General features: G+C 32.6%; 15 protein-coding genes. 14 read left to right on the plus strand and 1 reads right to left on the minus strand.

All coding sequences use genetic code 11. The features are described from left to right. Positions 1 to 168: 168 nt before the first annotated feature. From agaV to B5D14_RS08830, 4 genes are all read left to right on the plus strand, one after another. Positions 169 to 645 carry a PTS N-acetylgalactosamine transporter subunit IIB gene (gene agaV / locus B5D14_RS08815; protein ID WP_078712262.1) on the plus strand — a complete coding sequence of 159 codons (477 nt, stop codon included), beginning with the start codon at positions 169 to 171 and terminating at the stop codon, positions 643 to 645. Between the two features lie 24 nt (positions 646 to 669). Next, positions 670 to 1,473, plus strand: a complete 804-nt coding sequence (locus tag B5D14_RS08820) for a PTS mannose/fructose/sorbose/N-acetylgalactosamine transporter subunit IIC (protein ID WP_078712263.1) — start codon at positions 670 to 672, stop codon at positions 1,471 to 1,473. Further along, on the plus strand, positions 1,463 to 2,296 hold the full coding sequence (locus B5D14_RS08825) for a PTS system mannose/fructose/sorbose family transporter subunit IID (RefSeq protein WP_078712264.1): 834 nt from the start codon (positions 1,463 to 1,465) through the stop codon (positions 2,294 to 2,296). Before B5D14_RS08820 ends, B5D14_RS08825 begins: the two co-directional genes overlap by 11 nt. A 131-nt stretch (positions 2,297 to 2,427) precedes the next feature. After that, entirely contained in the window at positions 2,428 to 3,588 is a 1,161-nt protein-coding gene (locus tag B5D14_RS08830; protein ID WP_078712265.1) for a winged helix-turn-helix domain-containing protein, read from the plus strand. A 37-nt stretch (positions 3,589 to 3,625) separates the two neighbouring features. On the opposite strand, the gene B5D14_RS08835 is transcribed toward B5D14_RS08830, so the two are convergent. Then, positions 3,626 to 4,942, minus strand: a complete 1,317-nt coding sequence (locus B5D14_RS08835) for a class II D-tagatose-bisphosphate aldolase, non-catalytic subunit (protein WP_078712266.1) — start codon at positions 4,940 to 4,942, stop codon at positions 3,626 to 3,628. Positions 4,943 to 5,089: 147 nt separating this feature from the next. Here B5D14_RS08835 and radC point away from each other — a divergent pair, with 147 nt between their 5' ends. From radC to pyk, 10 genes are all read left to right on the plus strand, one after another. Further along, entirely contained in the window at positions 5,090 to 5,767 is a 678-nt protein-coding gene (radC, locus tag B5D14_RS08840) for a RadC family protein (RefSeq protein WP_078712267.1), read from the plus strand. 50 nt (positions 5,768 to 5,817) lie between these two features. Next, positions 5,818 to 6,918, plus strand: coding sequence for an AI-2E family transporter (locus tag B5D14_RS08845; RefSeq protein ID WP_078712268.1), 1,101 nt, complete (start codon positions 5,818 to 5,820; stop codon positions 6,916 to 6,918). 29 nt (positions 6,919 to 6,947) lie between these two features. Then, positions 6,948 to 8,015 carry a metal ABC transporter substrate-binding protein gene (locus B5D14_RS08850; RefSeq protein ID WP_078712269.1) on the plus strand — a complete coding sequence of 356 codons (1,068 nt, stop codon included), beginning with the start codon at positions 6,948 to 6,950 and terminating at the stop codon, positions 8,013 to 8,015. A 73-nt stretch (positions 8,016 to 8,088) separates the two neighbouring features. Next, a complete protein-coding gene (gene polA, locus B5D14_RS08855; RefSeq protein ID WP_078712270.1) occupies positions 8,089 to 10,692 on the plus strand; it encodes a DNA polymerase I in 2,604 nt (867 codons plus the stop codon). Then, complete coding sequence (gene mutM, locus B5D14_RS08860) at positions 10,692 to 11,507, plus strand: DNA-formamidopyrimidine glycosylase (protein ID WP_078712271.1); 816 nt, start codon at positions 10,692 to 10,694, stop codon at positions 11,505 to 11,507. The genes polA and mutM overlap by 1 nt, the downstream gene beginning before the upstream one ends. A gap of 1 nt (position 11,508) precedes the next feature. After that, entirely contained in the window at positions 11,509 to 12,102 is a 594-nt protein-coding gene (gene coaE, locus B5D14_RS08865) for a dephospho-CoA kinase (protein WP_078712272.1), read from the plus strand. Next, positions 12,086 to 13,288: a DnaD domain protein gene (locus B5D14_RS08870; RefSeq protein ID WP_078712273.1), complete on the plus strand. Its 1,203-nt coding sequence runs from the start codon at positions 12,086 to 12,088 to the stop codon at positions 13,286 to 13,288. Before coaE ends, B5D14_RS08870 begins: the two co-directional genes overlap by 17 nt. 1 nt (position 13,289) lies before the next feature. Further along, positions 13,290 to 14,213, plus strand: coding sequence for an ATP-binding protein (locus B5D14_RS08875; protein ID WP_078712274.1), 924 nt, complete (start codon positions 13,290 to 13,292; stop codon positions 14,211 to 14,213). Positions 14,214 to 14,273: 60 nt separating this feature from the next. Continuing rightward, positions 14,274 to 15,236 (plus strand): 6-phosphofructokinase, encoded by a 963-nt coding sequence (gene pfkA, locus B5D14_RS08880; RefSeq protein WP_078712275.1) that lies wholly within the window; start codon positions 14,274 to 14,276, stop codon positions 15,234 to 15,236. 14 nt (positions 15,237 to 15,250) lie between these two features. Beyond that, positions 15,251 to 16,672 (plus strand): pyruvate kinase, encoded by a 1,422-nt coding sequence (gene pyk, locus B5D14_RS08885; protein ID WP_078712276.1) that lies wholly within the window; start codon positions 15,251 to 15,253, stop codon positions 16,670 to 16,672. Positions 16,673 to 16,739: the final 67 nt, after the last annotated feature.

Below are 16,739 nucleotides of genomic sequence, written 5' to 3' on the forward strand. Positions count from 1 at the left end.
CATCACAATTTGTTATCAAACTTGAAAATTAGTACTAAAAAGTGCAAATGCAATATTGAAAATTATAAAACATTTTCATGTAAATTGAACTATAATGTGGATATAGAAAGCGTTTACTTCTTGGGAAGGGGATAGATGCGTTCTTAAAATGAAGGGGAGGATAAGAAAATGCCAAACATTTTATTAACTCGAATTGACAATCGTTTGATTCATGGGCAAGTTGCAACGCAATGGACTAGTTCTATCGGAGCTAATTTATTATTAGTTGCAAATGATGATGTTGCTGAAAACACATTCCGTCAAGGATTGATGGATATGGCTGCACCTAGCTATGCACAAACTCGTTATTGGACAATTCAAAAAACAATCGACACAATTCACAAAGCTTCGGATGCTCAAAAAATCTTTATCGTATGTGAGAATCCACAGGATGTTTTAAAACTAGTTGAAGGTGGAGTGCCTATCAAAAAGTTAAACATTGGAAACATGCATATGTCAGAAGGTAAAAAGCAAGTAGCTGGTTCAGTTGCTGTTGATGATGCTGATGTTGAAGCTTTCAAAAAGCTACGCGACTTAGGTGTTGAACTTGAAATTCGTAAAGTTCCATCTATGTCTGCAGAAGACACAGAAAAACTATTCAAATAATCTAAAGAAAGGTGATAGTAAAACATGGAATTTAATATTATTCAAATTTTACTAGTTGGAGTTATCGGTTTCCTTGGAGGAATCGACCAATTTAGTTTCCTTGAATCATTGTATCGTCCAATTGTTATGGGTCCTATCGTAGGTGCTATTCTTGGTAACTTCGATCTAGGTCTTAAAATTGGTGCTTCTTATGAACTACTTATGATTGGTAGTATGCCAATCGGTGGAGCTCAACCTCCTAATGCTGTACTTGGAGGAATTATGGCGGTTGTATTCGCAATCGCATTAAACCAACCAAATTTTGAATCTGCTCTTGCTCTTGCAGTTCCTTTCGGACTTCTTGGACAACAAGCTGTTAACATTTGGTTCACTGTTTCTGCTCCTGCTATGGCTAAAGCTGATAGTATGGCTGCAAAAGGTGATGCAAAAGGTATCGAACGTCTTAACATTATGTTAATGCTAGGTATCGGATGTCTATTCGGTATTCTTGCAATGATCGGTGCTGGAGCTGGTCAAGCTGTAGGTCAAACATTATCTGAAGCTGTACCTGCATGGGTATGGGCAGGTCTTGGAGCTGCAGGTGGAATGATGCGTTTCGTTGGATTCGCTGTATTAATGAAAGTTATGATTTCTGGAGAATTCTGGACAATCTTAATTGCTGGATTCGCTTCAGCAACATTAATCGACAAAGCAATGGGTACTGGTGCTTATACATTAGTTATCGTTGCTATTCTTGGTGGAGCATTAGCTTACTATGACTTCCAAATCAATACGAAGATCAAAGCAAATGCTGGTTCAGCAAAGGAGGATTATAGTGATGGCATCTAATTTAGCAAATAACTATAAAAATACTACGCCTGCGCAACCTCTTGATAGAAAAACTCTTAACAAGATGGTTTGGCGTTCATTATTCTTACAAATGTCTTTCAACTTTGAACGTATGCAAGCTGCTGGTTGGTTATACGGAATTCTTCCAGGTTTGGAAAAAATCCATACTGACAAAGAAGATCTTGCACTTTCAATGCAACATAACTTAGACTTCTTTAACACTCACCCATTCTTAGTAACATTCGTTATGGGTATCGTTCTTTCATTAGAACAACAAAAAGCTGACGTTACAACAATTCGTGCTGTACGTGTAGCTGCAATGGGACCTTTAGGTGGTATCGGAGATGCAATCTTCTGGTTAACATTAGTTCCAATCGCTGCTGGTATCGGTGCTAACTTATCTCTTGAAGGAAATATTTTAGGACCTATCCTATTCTTAGTTTTATTCAATGCAGTTCAATTCGGAGTTCGTTACGGATTAATGTATTGGTCATATGACTTAGGAAGCAAAGCAATTGAAGCTTTAACTAAAAACGCAAAAGAATTCACTCATGCTGCTTCATTATTAGGTATCTTCGTTGTAGGTGCTTTAATTTCTAACATGGGTGGTACTACAATTGCATTAACAATTCCTAATGGAGATTCTCCTATCGTATTACAAACTGTATTAGATAGTATTTTCCCTAAATTAATCCCTCTTGGATTAACAATGTTAATGTATTGGCTAATCGCTAAGAAGAACTTTACAGTTATTAAATGTATCCTTCTTCTATTAGCTCTTGGTATTATTGGAGCTATTCCATTTATTGGTTTATTCGCTTAATTCAGTAAATACAAGTAGAGTACAATAATCCACAACCTTCATATGAAAAGGTGTTCGCATTTGCGGCACCTTTTTTGTATTCTTTTCACAATTTAGATTATACTAATAGTAAGAAAAGGTGACCTATGAAAATGATTAAACTCACTAAGAAACAAGCAAGACAGTTTTTATTGATTAAGCATGGCTTAATCGGTGATTATAAGTTTGTAGGAAAAGAAGGAATTCTTAATTATACAAAACAAGTTGGGTGTATACAATATGATCCAATTGATGCTTGTGGTAAAAATGCAGATTTGGTTTTATTATCTAAAGTTAAAGGGTATAAGAAAAAAATGCTTGATGAATTGCTATATCAAGATCGAAAATTAATAGACTATTTTGATAAGAATTTAGCTATTTTTTGTGATAATGATTGGATCTATTTAAAACGCAAGAAGAAGACATATGACTTTTTAACTAGGCATAACAAAAATGTTGAAATGGCATGCGATTTAGTAAAGAAAACAATTAAAGAAAATGGTCCAATGTCAGCATCTGATTTTAAGAATAAGGAACAAATTACATGGACATGGGGTAATAAATCTAGTTTGTCACGTGCTTGTCTTGAACATTTATATTATATTGGTGAACTAGGCATACATCATAAGAAGGGGACAATAAAGTATTATGATTTGATTGAAAACTGCATATCAATCAAAATACTCAATAAACCCGATCCCAATAAAACAGAAATAGATTATTTAAAATGGAATGTATTGCGTAGAATTAGTGCAGTTGGAATGTTATGGAATAAAGCATCTGATGCTTACTTATGTATAGAAAATTTGAAAGCGAATAAAAGAAATGAAGTGTATCAAGAACTCCTTAAGGATAAAAAAATAATTCAATTTGAAGTTGAAGGGTGCAAAGAAAGTCTTTATTGCTTATCCACTGATTTGTATTTAATAAAGGAAGTAATAAAAAATCCTAAGCTTAAGAAAAGGTGTGAGTTTATTGCTCCACTTGATAACATGATGTGGGATCGTAACTTAATTAGAGAACTATTTGAATTTGATTATAAATGGGAAATTTATACACCACAATCACAAAGAAAATATGGATACTATGTTTTACCTATTTTGTATGGTGATATATTTGTAGGGCGAATAGAAGCAGGATATACAAAGAAAAATAAATTACTTGAAGTCAAGAATATTTGGTTTGAATCTAGCATAAAGCCAAGCAAAAAATTAGAATCAGAAATAGCAAAACATATTAAGAAATTGGAAAAATTTAATCAAGAAGAATTATAGGAAAAGAAAACGACAGCCATTGACTGTCGTTTCATGTTTAACCTAGTTTTTGTTGTTGTGTAGCGTATAAATATTCATCCATACAGTTAGCAACGCGGTCTTTAATTAAAGCCTCAGCAGTGCATGGGATGATTCCTTCACGTACTTTAGTATATTGGATTGGCATGTATTGACTTAACAATGAATAAGGAATACCTGCAGTATTGATATTTGTAATTAATAATTCAAGAGCAGCTTGTACCTTTTCATTTGGCAAGTAATAACGGCAACGATCAGAGAAACTGTATTTACGTTTAAATGCTAATTGTTGTGCGTTACCATGATAATGTTTTTGCCAGTTACCTGGTTCATTGACCATAACTTCTTCTAATACTTCAATAAATTTAGAAGTTTTTGTTTTAGTTCCTTTAAATAATTCTTCTTCAATTTTAGCAAGAGCAAACATTCCTTCACGTGCTGCAAAGGTTAAGCCTGGACCTACTTTAAGAATAGCAATACCATCTTCTACCATTTGTTTTAAAGCAATTTTAGTTTGGTAATCTGTAGAATGTCCTTCAAATACCAAATTCTTATATGATTTTAATGAATTGGTCAGTTTCTTAGCTTCTTTGCGGTTGTATTCAATAACAGTAGCATCACCAAATTCAACTCCAGGTTGAACTACAACAGCAATTACATGTTTCCATGCATCTTTTAATCCCTTTGCAAGGAATGCTTTGTTGAAAGTATCAATTGTTGTTTTGCAATCTTTTACTTTTGTAACTGCTACACCATCTTCTTCCTCTTGTGCCCCCCCTGGAATAGGTACTTCAGAACCTACGATGAATACAGGATGTAAAGCATTCGGATTTTTTGCTTGAAGTTTTGCGAAAGCTAACTCTGCAACTTCAGCAAGTTCAGCACCACGACGTGCGATGACTTCAGTTGATAGCATTGCTTGTTGATCATCATCAGCCACTCTCATTGAAGTATCAATATGAATTTTTGTAAATCCAGCTAATACATATAATTCAATTAATTTCTTAGCCTCTTTCATGGCTTCTTTTTCATTGAGGTGAGTCCAAGTTAATGGGCCTAAATGATCTCCACCAAGAATGATGCGTTCCATTGGAAAGCCAACTTTTTTCGCAATTTTTTCAACGAATTTCAAGAAGTCTTTTGGTTTCATTCCAGTATAACCACCATATTGGTTAACTTGGTTACTTGTTGCTTCAATCAATACGACTGATTTAGTTTGTTTGCCTCTTTCAAGAGCAGCTTCAATAACAAATTCGTTAGCGCTACATACTGAATAAATTCCAACAGGTAAACCTTTCTTTTGTAAATTAATCATTTGTAATAAAGGATGTTTCATAGTGAGATATCTCCCTTCAATCTATACTACAAGTTTATCATATTTTATTTAATTTACCTTATCTAAACCATTAAATCATTTGTAAATTTTGGTAACATCTTAGGAATTCAAACTATTTTTTTTAATAATCAGTTGAGGTGATTAAATATGGCACTTGTTCGAGAAATACCCATTGATGAAAGACCAAGAGAAAAAGCAATGAGTTTTGGAGTAAAAACATTAACGAATGTTGAACTATTAGCTATTCTAATTCGAAATGGATATCAAGGATATTCAAGTTTAAAAATTGCAGAAGAGTTATTAAAAAAAGCAAACGGAATTGGGGGATTAACTAAACTCTCGAATCATGAATTAACTTCAATCAAGGGTATTAAAAAAATAAAAGCATTGGAGTTAATCGCGTGCATCGAACTTGCACGAAGAATATCATATGAGGATGTTAAGAAAAAGGATGTGATTAAAGATCCAAGTAATTTAATTGAATGGCTAAAAAATGAAATAGGAAGTGAGACACAAGAAAATTTTTTAGTTGTCTATTTAAATGTTAAAAATCATGTGATTACCTATCGTATTTTATTTAAGGGAACATTGGATTGTAGTTTAGTCCATCCAAGAGAGATTTTCAAAGAAGCATTGCTACATTCCTCAAGTAAAATTCTACTTGTGCATAATCATCCATCCTCTGATATTGAACCATCCATTGCGGATATTGAAATGACACAACAAATTGTTGAATGTGGTGATATGATGGGCATTATTGTACTCGATCATATCATCGTATCAAATCATTCACATCTTAGTTTTAGAGCGAAAGGACTATTATGAAATCTTTTAAATAAGATACAAGCATGGTATGATAATATAGGGAGATATCTATGAAATGGGTTATTAATTTTAGGGACAAAATTCAAAATAATATATCATTAACAGCTATACTTAAAGTTGTAGCAATTTTATTAATTGTTTACTTACTTTCAGTAACATCCTATGTGTGGATGTCAATTGCTCATACGATACTACAAATTGCTTTACCATTTATTATTGGATTTATCATTGCTTATTTATTGCATCCATTAATTGAAAAAATGGAAAAATTTGGTATTAGCAGAAAATTGGTAATTCCTGTTTTGTTTGTAATCATTATTGTGGCACTAAGCACGCTCATCTTTACAATTAGTCCAACCATATACAATCGTGTGGTAAGTTTTATTAATAGCATTGGACAGGGTGTTAACTCTTTATTTGATATCTATAAAAATCTAAGTGAAAGTGATCCATCACCTTTACTTCAAGCGATGCTTCAACAATTTAACTTATTGATGAATGAATCAAAAACATGGTTACCTAACTTTAGTACACTTATTCCGCAAGTATTTAACGGATTCATTGGATTTTTAACGAATATGATTTTAACGGTAATTATTTCATTTTATTTCTTATTTGATTATGAAAAGATTACATCTTATATTGATTATATGAGTGAAGGACTTAATCCTGATTTACCAAAAATATACAATTTGATTGATAATCGAATTGGTGCCTATTTGCATGGTTTAGTTATTTTAATGATAATTAAATTTATCGAATATAGTATTCTTTATAATATGGTAGGACACAAAGATTGGATTATCATTGCATTGTTAACATCAATTGGTTTAATTATTCCATATTTTGGTGCAACTGTTGCGAATTTAATAGGTATATTAACTGCATTAACGCTACCAACAAGCAATGTCGTTATTCTTATTATCGGTATTTTGATTTTGTCTAACTTTGATGCTTATATTATTGGTCCATTAGTACATCTGAAAAACAGTCAAATACAGCCATTGTGGACGCTATTTAGCATAATCGCAGGGGGTATTTGTTTGGGGTCACTAGGTGTTATGATATCTGTACCGGTATTTATGATTTGTAAAGTACTCGTCAATTTTTATCGAGAAAAAAGTAATAATGAAGTCGTAGATGGAATGTGATATAATCTTGAAGAGAAAAGAGGAAGTACATGAAGAAAAAAATATATCTTGTCCTAGCATTAGGATTACTTATAGCATCACTTTCGGGGTGTGCTGTTAAGAAAAATCAAGTTGCGTACACTGTCTATCCAGTTGGATATTTAGCGAATCGTATCATTGGTGATAAACTTCAAGTAGTTTCTATCCAAAATGATGAGATTGTACAACGTGCAACACTTGTGGATGACTATGAAAATCAATTAGAATTATCACAAAATCTATTTCATATCGGTACTTTGGAACCTTATTTAACAGTAAATAGTGAACAAATAAAGAAAACAAAAGTGGGTACAAATGATTTGTCTGTATTAAACGCAATTTATAAATTTCAACGTTATACACCAGTCAATGTTGATGGAACAACGACTTATATTGAATCTTCTTACTATAAAGGAGAAACATTTGAAACAATCGATTCCTATGAAAAAGATTTATATTTATGGATGGATCCTATTGCAATGTTGAGTATGGCAAAGGATATTACAAAATGGTTATCTACAAATTATGAAGAAGATTCAAAGTATTTTAACGAAAACTTAGTGAATCTAGAGAAAGATTTAGTTCAATTGGATGCAGAGTATCAAAAATTAGCGACGAAGTTAGCAAATGAAGGAAAAGAAATCAAATTTGTATCGATGACTCCAAGTTTTGGAAACTGGCAAAAAGCGTATGGATTCCAAGTGTATCCAGTTGTTTTATCAAAGTTTGGTGCTTTACCAACAGATGAACAATTACAAGTTATTAAGAATCGTATTTTAGCAGATAATGTTCAATATATTGTTTATGAACCAAATTTACCTGAAGATATGATAGCTTTACTAGAACAATTAGAAACAGAATTAGGGTTAAAACGTGTAACAATGAATAATTTATCATCACTAACAACCACACAAAAAGAAGAAAATAAAGATTATGTTTCTATTATGTATGAAAATTTATCAAGTCTAGAGTCGATGGCTACAACAATACCAGTTGTTACATCGACAAAAGTAACTGAGCAACTTGATGAAAAAACAGTTGAAAGTGGCAATCCACACGACGATATTGCAACAAACTAGTGAGAGCAGCGTACTGCTCTCATTTTTCTATAATTGAAGGGTGTTTCATGTTAAAATAAGAATGGAGGATTTTATGAAAAAATTATTATTAGTAGATGGAAATTCTATGCTATTTAGAGCATATTATGCAACGATATATGGTAGACCAATGACAACTTCAAAAGGAATACCCACAAACGCTATTTTTGGATTTGCTTCTATGTTTCAAAAAGCTTTGGACATTGTTCAACCAGATTCAGTTTTAGTAGCATTTGATTCAGGCAAACATACCTTTCGACATGACATATATGCTGAATATAAAGGTGGAAGAAAAGAAACACCTGAAGAGTTAATTGTTCAATTTAGTTTAATTCGTGATTATCTAGATGCTTTTCATATTACACGATTTGAAATACCTTCAATTGAAGCAGATGACATCATTGGATCAATGAGTAAGAAATACCCTGATTGGGATATCAATATTTTATCAAGTGATCGTGACTTACTTCAACTTGTGGATGATACAACTTCAGTGTGGTTAATGAAAAAAGGAATAAGCGATATTGAAGAAAACACAGTGGATTCTTTAAAAGAAACCATGGGTATTTCACCTGAGCAAATCATTGACTTAAAAGGATTAATGGGAGATGCTTCAGATAATATTCCAGGAATTCCTGGTGTTGGAGAAAAGACAGCACTTAAATTGTTAGCGGATTATGGAACTGTTGAAAATTTATTAGAACATAAAGAAGAATTAAAAGGTAAACTTAAAGAAAAAGTTGTTGAGTTTGAAGATCAAGCAAGATTAAGTAAAACACTTGCGACAATTAAAATAGATGTGGACTTACCAATAACGGCAGATGATTGTAAGTATGATCCAAACTATCAAACCTTAGTTTCATTCTTTAATGAGATGGAAATGAGAAGTTTGGTAAAGAAATATGAACAACTTGTTACCAATGAACCTTCAGTAAATGAAGAAAAGAAGATGATGTATCAAGTAGTAGAAACATGTCCAAAGGAATTATTAAGTGACGATGTTGTAATCTCACTTGATTGTAGTAATACACATCCAGTTTATACAGAACTTTTTGGTATTGCATTACTTAAAGATAATCAATGTGTCTATATGGATATTGAACATATGAGGAAGGACCAGGATTTATTAACTTGGTTAAAATCAGAGCATACTAAAATATGCTATGATTCAAAACTTGTATACCATACATTTGCATCAAGTAAGATTGATATTGAAGGAATCGCTTTTGATACAATGATTGCACCTTTCTTATGTGATAGTACATTAACTTCTTGGGAAAGAATTCGTACTGCTTATGACTTCAATGAAACACTTAGAAAAGAAGAAGTTTATGGAACAATTGTAAAACCAAAACTACCGGATTTTAATGAACAAGTTAAATTTACGTGTGAACAAGCTCATTTTTCAAAACAATTGAAAATGAATTGTAAACCATTAATTGAAGAGTATAAAATGAATGAATTGTTTTATGAACTTGAAATGCCATTGGCGAAGATTTTATTCAATATGGAACAAGAAGGTATATTGATTGATAGTCCAGTATTAGATGAAATCGCAAGTGATACACTTAAAAAAATAGAAGAATACTCAAAACGAATTATGGGCTATGTTGGGGAAGAATTTAATTTGAATTCTCCAAAACAATTAGCTGAAGTTTTATTTGATAAGTTAGGATTACCAGGTAATAAAAAAAGAAGTACATCCGTCGATGTATTAGAAAAATTACAAGGTTTTCATCCAATTGTAGATGACTTAATGGAATATCGTAAAGTTCAAAAATTATATAGTACTTATGCAGAAGGTTTAAAAAAATATATAGGACAAGATAATCGTATTCATACAATTTATAATCAATGTGCTACTCAAACTGGTAGATTATCAAGTAGTGATCCAAATCTACAAAATATATCCGTTCGTGATGAACAAGCCCGCATTATACGTAAAGCATTTATTCCAAGTCCAAACAATGTATTGATTGCATCTGATTATTCGCAAGTTGAACTTAGAATGTTAGCACATATGGCGAATGAAAAAGGATTGATTGATGCATTTAATTCGGATTTAGATATTCATACTAAAACAGCAATGGATGTTTTCAAAGTAAGTAAAGATGAAGTAACAAGTCAATTACGTAGACAAGCGAAAGCAGTTAACTTTGGTATTGTGTATGGTATTTCAGATTTTGGTTTATCCCAACAATTAGGAATATCAAGAAAAGAAGCGCAATCATTCATTGATAATTATTTTGAAGCATACCCAGGTATTCATGCGTATATGGATAAAGTTATTGAAGATTGTAAAGAGAATGGTTATGTTACAACTTTATTGAATCGTCGAAGAGAAATTAAAGAGATTCATGATAAAAATCACATGGTTAGAGAATTTGGTAAAAGAGCTGCAATGAATGCACCAATTCAAGGCTCAGCAGCAGATTTGATTAAAATTGCAATGATTCACATTCAACGTGAAATGACCGAACAAAAAGTAAAATCTAAAATGATTTTGCAAGTACACGATGAACTTATTTTTGATGTTGTACAGGATGAAATTGAGTTAATGAAAAACTTGATTCAAACCGGTATGGAGAAAGCGATGGATTTAAGAGTTCCACTGGTTGCTGAATGCCAAGTGGGTTCTACCTGGTATGAGGCAAAATAATGCCAGAACTTCCTGAGGTAGAAACTGTTCTTCGAACACTCGAATTCCAAATAAAGAATCAAGAAATAAAAGAGATTGAAGTCTTATGGAACAAAATTATTGTTGGTGATGTTGCTGAATTCAAAAAGAAATGTATAGGTCAGCACTTTAGAGACTTTAAGCGAAGAGGAAAATACTTACTATTTATTCTGGATGATTTCATCTTAGTTTCTCATCTTAGAATGGAAGGAAAATACTTTTACTCAACAAGCGATGAGGCAATAAATAAACACATTCATGTGATATTTAAATTAAGTAATGGAATGGAATTAAGATATCAAGATACGCGTAAATTTGGTCGTATGGAAATTTTAAATAAAGAAATTGATTTATCAAAGTTTAAAAACCTTGGACCTGAACCATGGGATGAGTCATTTACTCCAGCATATTGCAAACAATTCCTAAAGAAGAGAACAGGCCCAATCAAAGGAGCATTGTTGGATCAAAGTTTTGTAGCTGGAATTGGAAATATCTATGCGGATGAGATTTGTTTTAAGATGGGTGTTGATCCAAGAAAATCTTGTAAGAAGATAACGAATAAAAATTGTGAAGATTTAGTACAAGCAACAAGAGAAACATTATCACGAGCTATTGAATTGGGAGGTACAACGATTCGAAGCTATACATCATCATTGGGAATTACAGGACGCTTTCAACTAGAAGTAAATGTACATGGACGACTTAAAGAGCATTGTCCACAATGTGATACAGAAATTGTGAAGATTAGAGTTGCAACAAGAGGAACCTATTATTGTCCTCATTGTCAAAAGAGGTAATATGATTAAAATTGCGATAACTGGAACAATTGGATCTGGAAAAACAGAATGTAGCCGAATTATAGAAGATTTAGGTTATTCTGTTTTTAACTGTGATGAAAGAGTAAATCAACTTTATCTTGAAGATGATAAACGAATTCAAGAGCTAAAATCAATTTTTCCAACCAGTTATCAAAAGGGTAAGTGGAATAAAAAAGAAATCGCGAATGAAATATTTCAAGATTCATTGAAGAAAGAGAAACTTGAAACAATAATATATCCAGTGCTACTTGAAGAAATGAAAGAAGCGATGGAAATAGAGAAGGATATTTTTATAGCAGAAGTACCTCTACTTTTTCAAATTGGTTGGGATAAGTATTTTGATGAAATACTTGTAGTGACTTGTGATGATGCGGTAGCAATACAACGGTTAGTTACAAAAAGAGGGATGAGTGAGTTGGATGCAAAAAGAAGACTTCTTCATCAACAAAAAAATCCAATCAAAATTGAAAGAGCTACTAAAATAATTTATAATAATACTAATGTGTTAGATTTAAAGAAACAGATTGAAATGTGGTTAGATAAGGAGATAATCAAAGATGGAGTTAAGAGATAAAGATACATATCGAGTAGAGCTTATCGAGAATATTAATTTTAATAGTTTGACATCTTTGGTTGCTTTGTATCAACCGATTTTAGGAAGAGATGCATTGAATTTTTACTTTACAATTTCTATTGAAGGAACCAATCAAAAAAGCTTAGAAAATCATCAACGTCTATCTAAGATAATGAATATGGATATCCCTACAATGGAAAGAGCTAGAAAAAAATGTGAGCAGTTCTATTTAATGAGAACTTACTTCAAAGTAGATAATGATAAAAGTACATACATCTATGTAGTAAATCCACCCTTATCAATACAAGCTTTTGTAAAACATGATTTATACTCAAGACTCTTACTAAAAGTTTTAGGTCAAAAGCAATATGAATTAACGATTGCAAAAGTATGTAGAGCTGAGACAAACAAGAATGGTTATGAAGATATATCTGATCAGTTTGATAAGAATTTACTTGCAAATTGGGATGCTGAAAACGAAGTGCAATTTACAAAAGTACAACCAAGTTTTAATTTTACAGATCATGAAAAACTAAATATAAATTTTAATTATGAAGAATTATTTGATACAACATCTACCTTGGTGTTTCCAGTAGAAGCAAGAACAAAAGAGAACTTACAAATAATTGGTGAGTATGCAACGCTATATGGCTTATCTGCAAGTAAAGTTCGTATTTTAATTGGACGTTGTATGGATTTACCTACAAGTACATTAGATGTTGATAAATTCAAAAAGTTATGTTCAACACAAAATCCTGATGCTGTAGTTACATCAAAAGATCCATATATGTTACCACCTGTATCTTTTTTACAAGCTCGTCAACATGGTGTGCCAGTTGCTTCTGTTGATCGTCGTTTACTTGAATATTTAAATTTAGAATTAAAATTACCAGCTGAGGTTGTTAATGTCTTAGTTGATTATGTTTTGTCAGTAAATCAAAACCGTTTGACGAAACGCTTTGTTGAGGCAGTTGCATCAACTTGGGTAAGAGAAAATGTTACAACAAAAGAACAAGCCATTGCACAAACAAAGAAAAATCCAATAACAAAACAAGTGACAAGGAAGAAGGATATATTACCAGCTTATTATGAAAAAATGAAAGCTGGTGAAGAAGAAGTAACTGAAACAATGACTGAGGAAGAAAAGTCAGAACTTTTAAGAAAATTAAAGGAGTTGGGTGAATAACATGAAAAAAGCACAATTTGATATTCCAGCATTTACTAAAAATCAAAATAAACCACAAACCACTCTTTTAATTGAGCAACTAAAGAAAAATGAACATGTATTGGAGTTTTTAAAGAAGAACAACTGTTCAATTGAATTAGTTGAGAAATATCCTATCAAATTCAATAAGTGGTTAGAAGTCATCATGAAATGTGAAAATTGTAAAGGTTTATCTACCTGTGGGCAACCTGTTAGAGGACAATTTACAGACTTAGAATGGAATGGACTTTTAACTCCAATTTTAAGAACATGCAAGTATAAATTAGATAGTGATAAGGAAACTAATCACATCAAAAATTACATTGTTAATGATTTGCCTAGATCTTTTTATCCTATCAAAATTGAAGCAATTCAAATTACTGAAGATAATAAAACATATTATAATGCTTTACTCAATGTTGCGGCATGGATTAGAAACCCAAAAGAAAAGGGTTACTATATCTATGGTGGCGTGGGTATTGGAAAGTCATATTTAGCTGCTTGTGTCTCGAATTATTTTGCAAGGAGAAATATGAAAGTGGCTTTTATTAATGTGCCAGATTGGATTTCAAGAATGAAGAATAGTTTTGATGATCCCGCTGCTATGAGTAATGAATTAAGTAAGATTAAACGTGCTGATTTTGTTGTATTTGATGATATTGGAGCTGAGAGTGTAACACCATGGGTAAGAGATGAATTGTTATTTCCTATCTTAAATAAGCGGATGGAAGATAAAAAAATGACATGGTTTACATCAAATGAAGACTTTGCAAGTTTAGAAAATCATTTTAAAAATACCAAACAAAATGACCAAGAAGAAATGAAAGCGGTTCGAATTATGGAAAGAATACGAACACTTAGTCAAGAATTCAAACTTCCGGGTAAAAATAGGCGCAATACAGTATAAATTCATTTCACTTTGTAGGATAATAATGATAGAATTAATAAGGTTAATTAGGAGGCAGTTATGGTACGAAAAATTGGTATTTTAACATCAGGTGGTGATGCACCAGGAATGAATGCTGCAATTCGTGCGGTTACTCGTGTTGCTTTAGCTAATGGTATTGAAGTCGTGGGTATTCGTGATGGATATAGAGGATTAGTTGAAGGAACATTTGAAGCATATAGCAAAACCAGTGTATCTGACATTTTAGATAGAGGTGGAACTAAATTAGGTTCTGCAAGACTTCCAGAATTTAAAGATCCAGAAGTTCAAGAGATGGCAGTAAATCAACTCAAGGCAAATGGCATTGAAGCGATTGTTGTTATTGGAGGAGATGGAAGCTATCGTGGAGCACAAGCTCTTACAAAGTTAGGAATCAATTGTATTGGAATTCCAGGAACGATTGACAATGACATTCCAGGAACAGATTTTACAATTGGGTTTGATACAGCGCTTAGAACATGTGTGGATGCAGTCGATAAACTTCGAGATACATCGAGTTCACATCATCGTTGTTCAGTCGTAGAGGTAATGGGAAATCGCTGTGGTGACTTAGCAGTGTATACCGCAGTCTCTTGCGGAGCTGAAATTGTTGTAAGCCCAGAAACAGGATATGATGAATTAGATATTTTAGAAAAATTACGATACTTAGATACAGCAGTGCATAAGAATCATGCAATTGTGATTATCTCAGAAAAAATTACTGATGCAGATGGATTAGCAAGAAAGATTTCTCAAAATACTGGGTTTTCTGGACGTGCTACTGTCTTAGGCCATATACAACGTGGAGGAAGTCCTTCTCCTACAGATCGTATTCTTGCTTCAAGAATGGGTGAAAAGGCAGTTGACTTACTGATGAATGATATTGGTGGTCATTGTGTAGGAATCATTGACAATAAGATTATCTCTATGCCAATTGATGAAGCACTAAATAGACCTAAAGCTTCAAGAAAACATTTGTATCGATTATTTGATCGTCTAATATAAGGAGGAGTAAGGATATGATCGGAAGAAAAACAAAGATAGTATGTACTATTGGACCAGCAAGTGAAACACCAGAAATGGTAGAAAAATTAGCACAATGTGGAATGAACATTGTTCGCTTTAATTTCTCTCATGACACTTATGAAGGACACAAACGTAGATTAGATATGGTGCGTGAAGTTTCAGACCGTATTGGAATTAACTTGGCATGTATGCTAGATACAAAAGGACCTGAAATTCGTTTAGGCGAATTTGAAGGTGGTGCTTGTCAATTTACTAAAGGGGATATCGTTAAAGTTTGTAAAAGGGAGTTGATGGGAAATCATGAACATTTCCATATTCAATGTCCTGAGTTATTTGATGATGTTAAAGAAGGAAATATTATACTTATTGATGATGGTAAGATGAAATTAACAGTACTTGGCAATGATGGTGAAGAACTTACTTGCCGTGTTGAAGTATCTGGTCCTATCAAAACTAAAAAAGGTTGTAATGTACCAGGTGTTAAATTATCTATGCCATTTATTTCAGCAAAAGATGATTCAGATATTCGTTTTGGATGTGAAAATGACTATGACTTCATTGCAGCTTCATTTGTAAGACGTGCAGAAGATGTTCAAGCTATTCGTAAAATCTTAATTGAAATGGGTAAACCTACAATTAATATCATTGCAAAAATTGAAAACCAAGAAGGATTTGATAACCTTGAATCAATCTTAGAAGTTGCTGATGGTGTTATGGTTGCTCGTGGAGATTTAGGAGTAGAAGTTCAAACTCAATTTGTACCAATTTATCAAAAACAAATTATAAAAGTAGCAAATAAGATTGGTAAACCAGTTATTACAGCTACACATATGTTAGATTCAATGACAGCAAATCCACGTCCTACACGTGCTGAAGCAAGTGATGTTGCTAATGCAGTTTTGGATGGTAGTGATGCAGTTATGTTATCGGCTGAAAGTGCTGCAGGTGAATATCCTGTTGAAGCATGTACTACGATGGCTACAATTGCTGAAGCAGTTGAAAAAATTATTCCTTATCGTGAAAAATTAGATTATTCTAAAATTTCAAGCAAGAAAACAGTTCAAGATGCAATTGGTATTGCGGTATCAGATGCTACATTAACTCTTGAAAATGTTGGTGCAGTTGTTGCCTTTACTCAAGGTGGTACAACAGCACGTCGTATTTCTAAATTCAGACCATGTGTACCTATCTTAGCAGTTACATTTACTAAGAGTACACAAAGAAAACTTGAAAGCTATTGGGGGGTTACACCAATTCTTTCAGATATTCACAATGAATTAACAAACGATGACGAATTAGCATGCACAATCGCTAAAGCTCATGGAATCAAACCAGGACAACTTATTATCATTACTGCTGGTTACCCTACAGGTGAGGGATCAGCAAACATGATGAAAGTCATTGAAGTTAAATAACGAATAAAAGCACCAGTTCACAATGAACTGATGCTTTTTTTTCATCTTGTATTGTCAATGCATAAAA

It is taken from the genome of Anaerorhabdus furcosa, from assembly GCF_900167375.1.
GTDB lineage: Bacteria > Bacillota_I > Bacilli_A > Erysipelotrichales > Erysipelotrichaceae > Anaerorhabdus > Anaerorhabdus furcosa.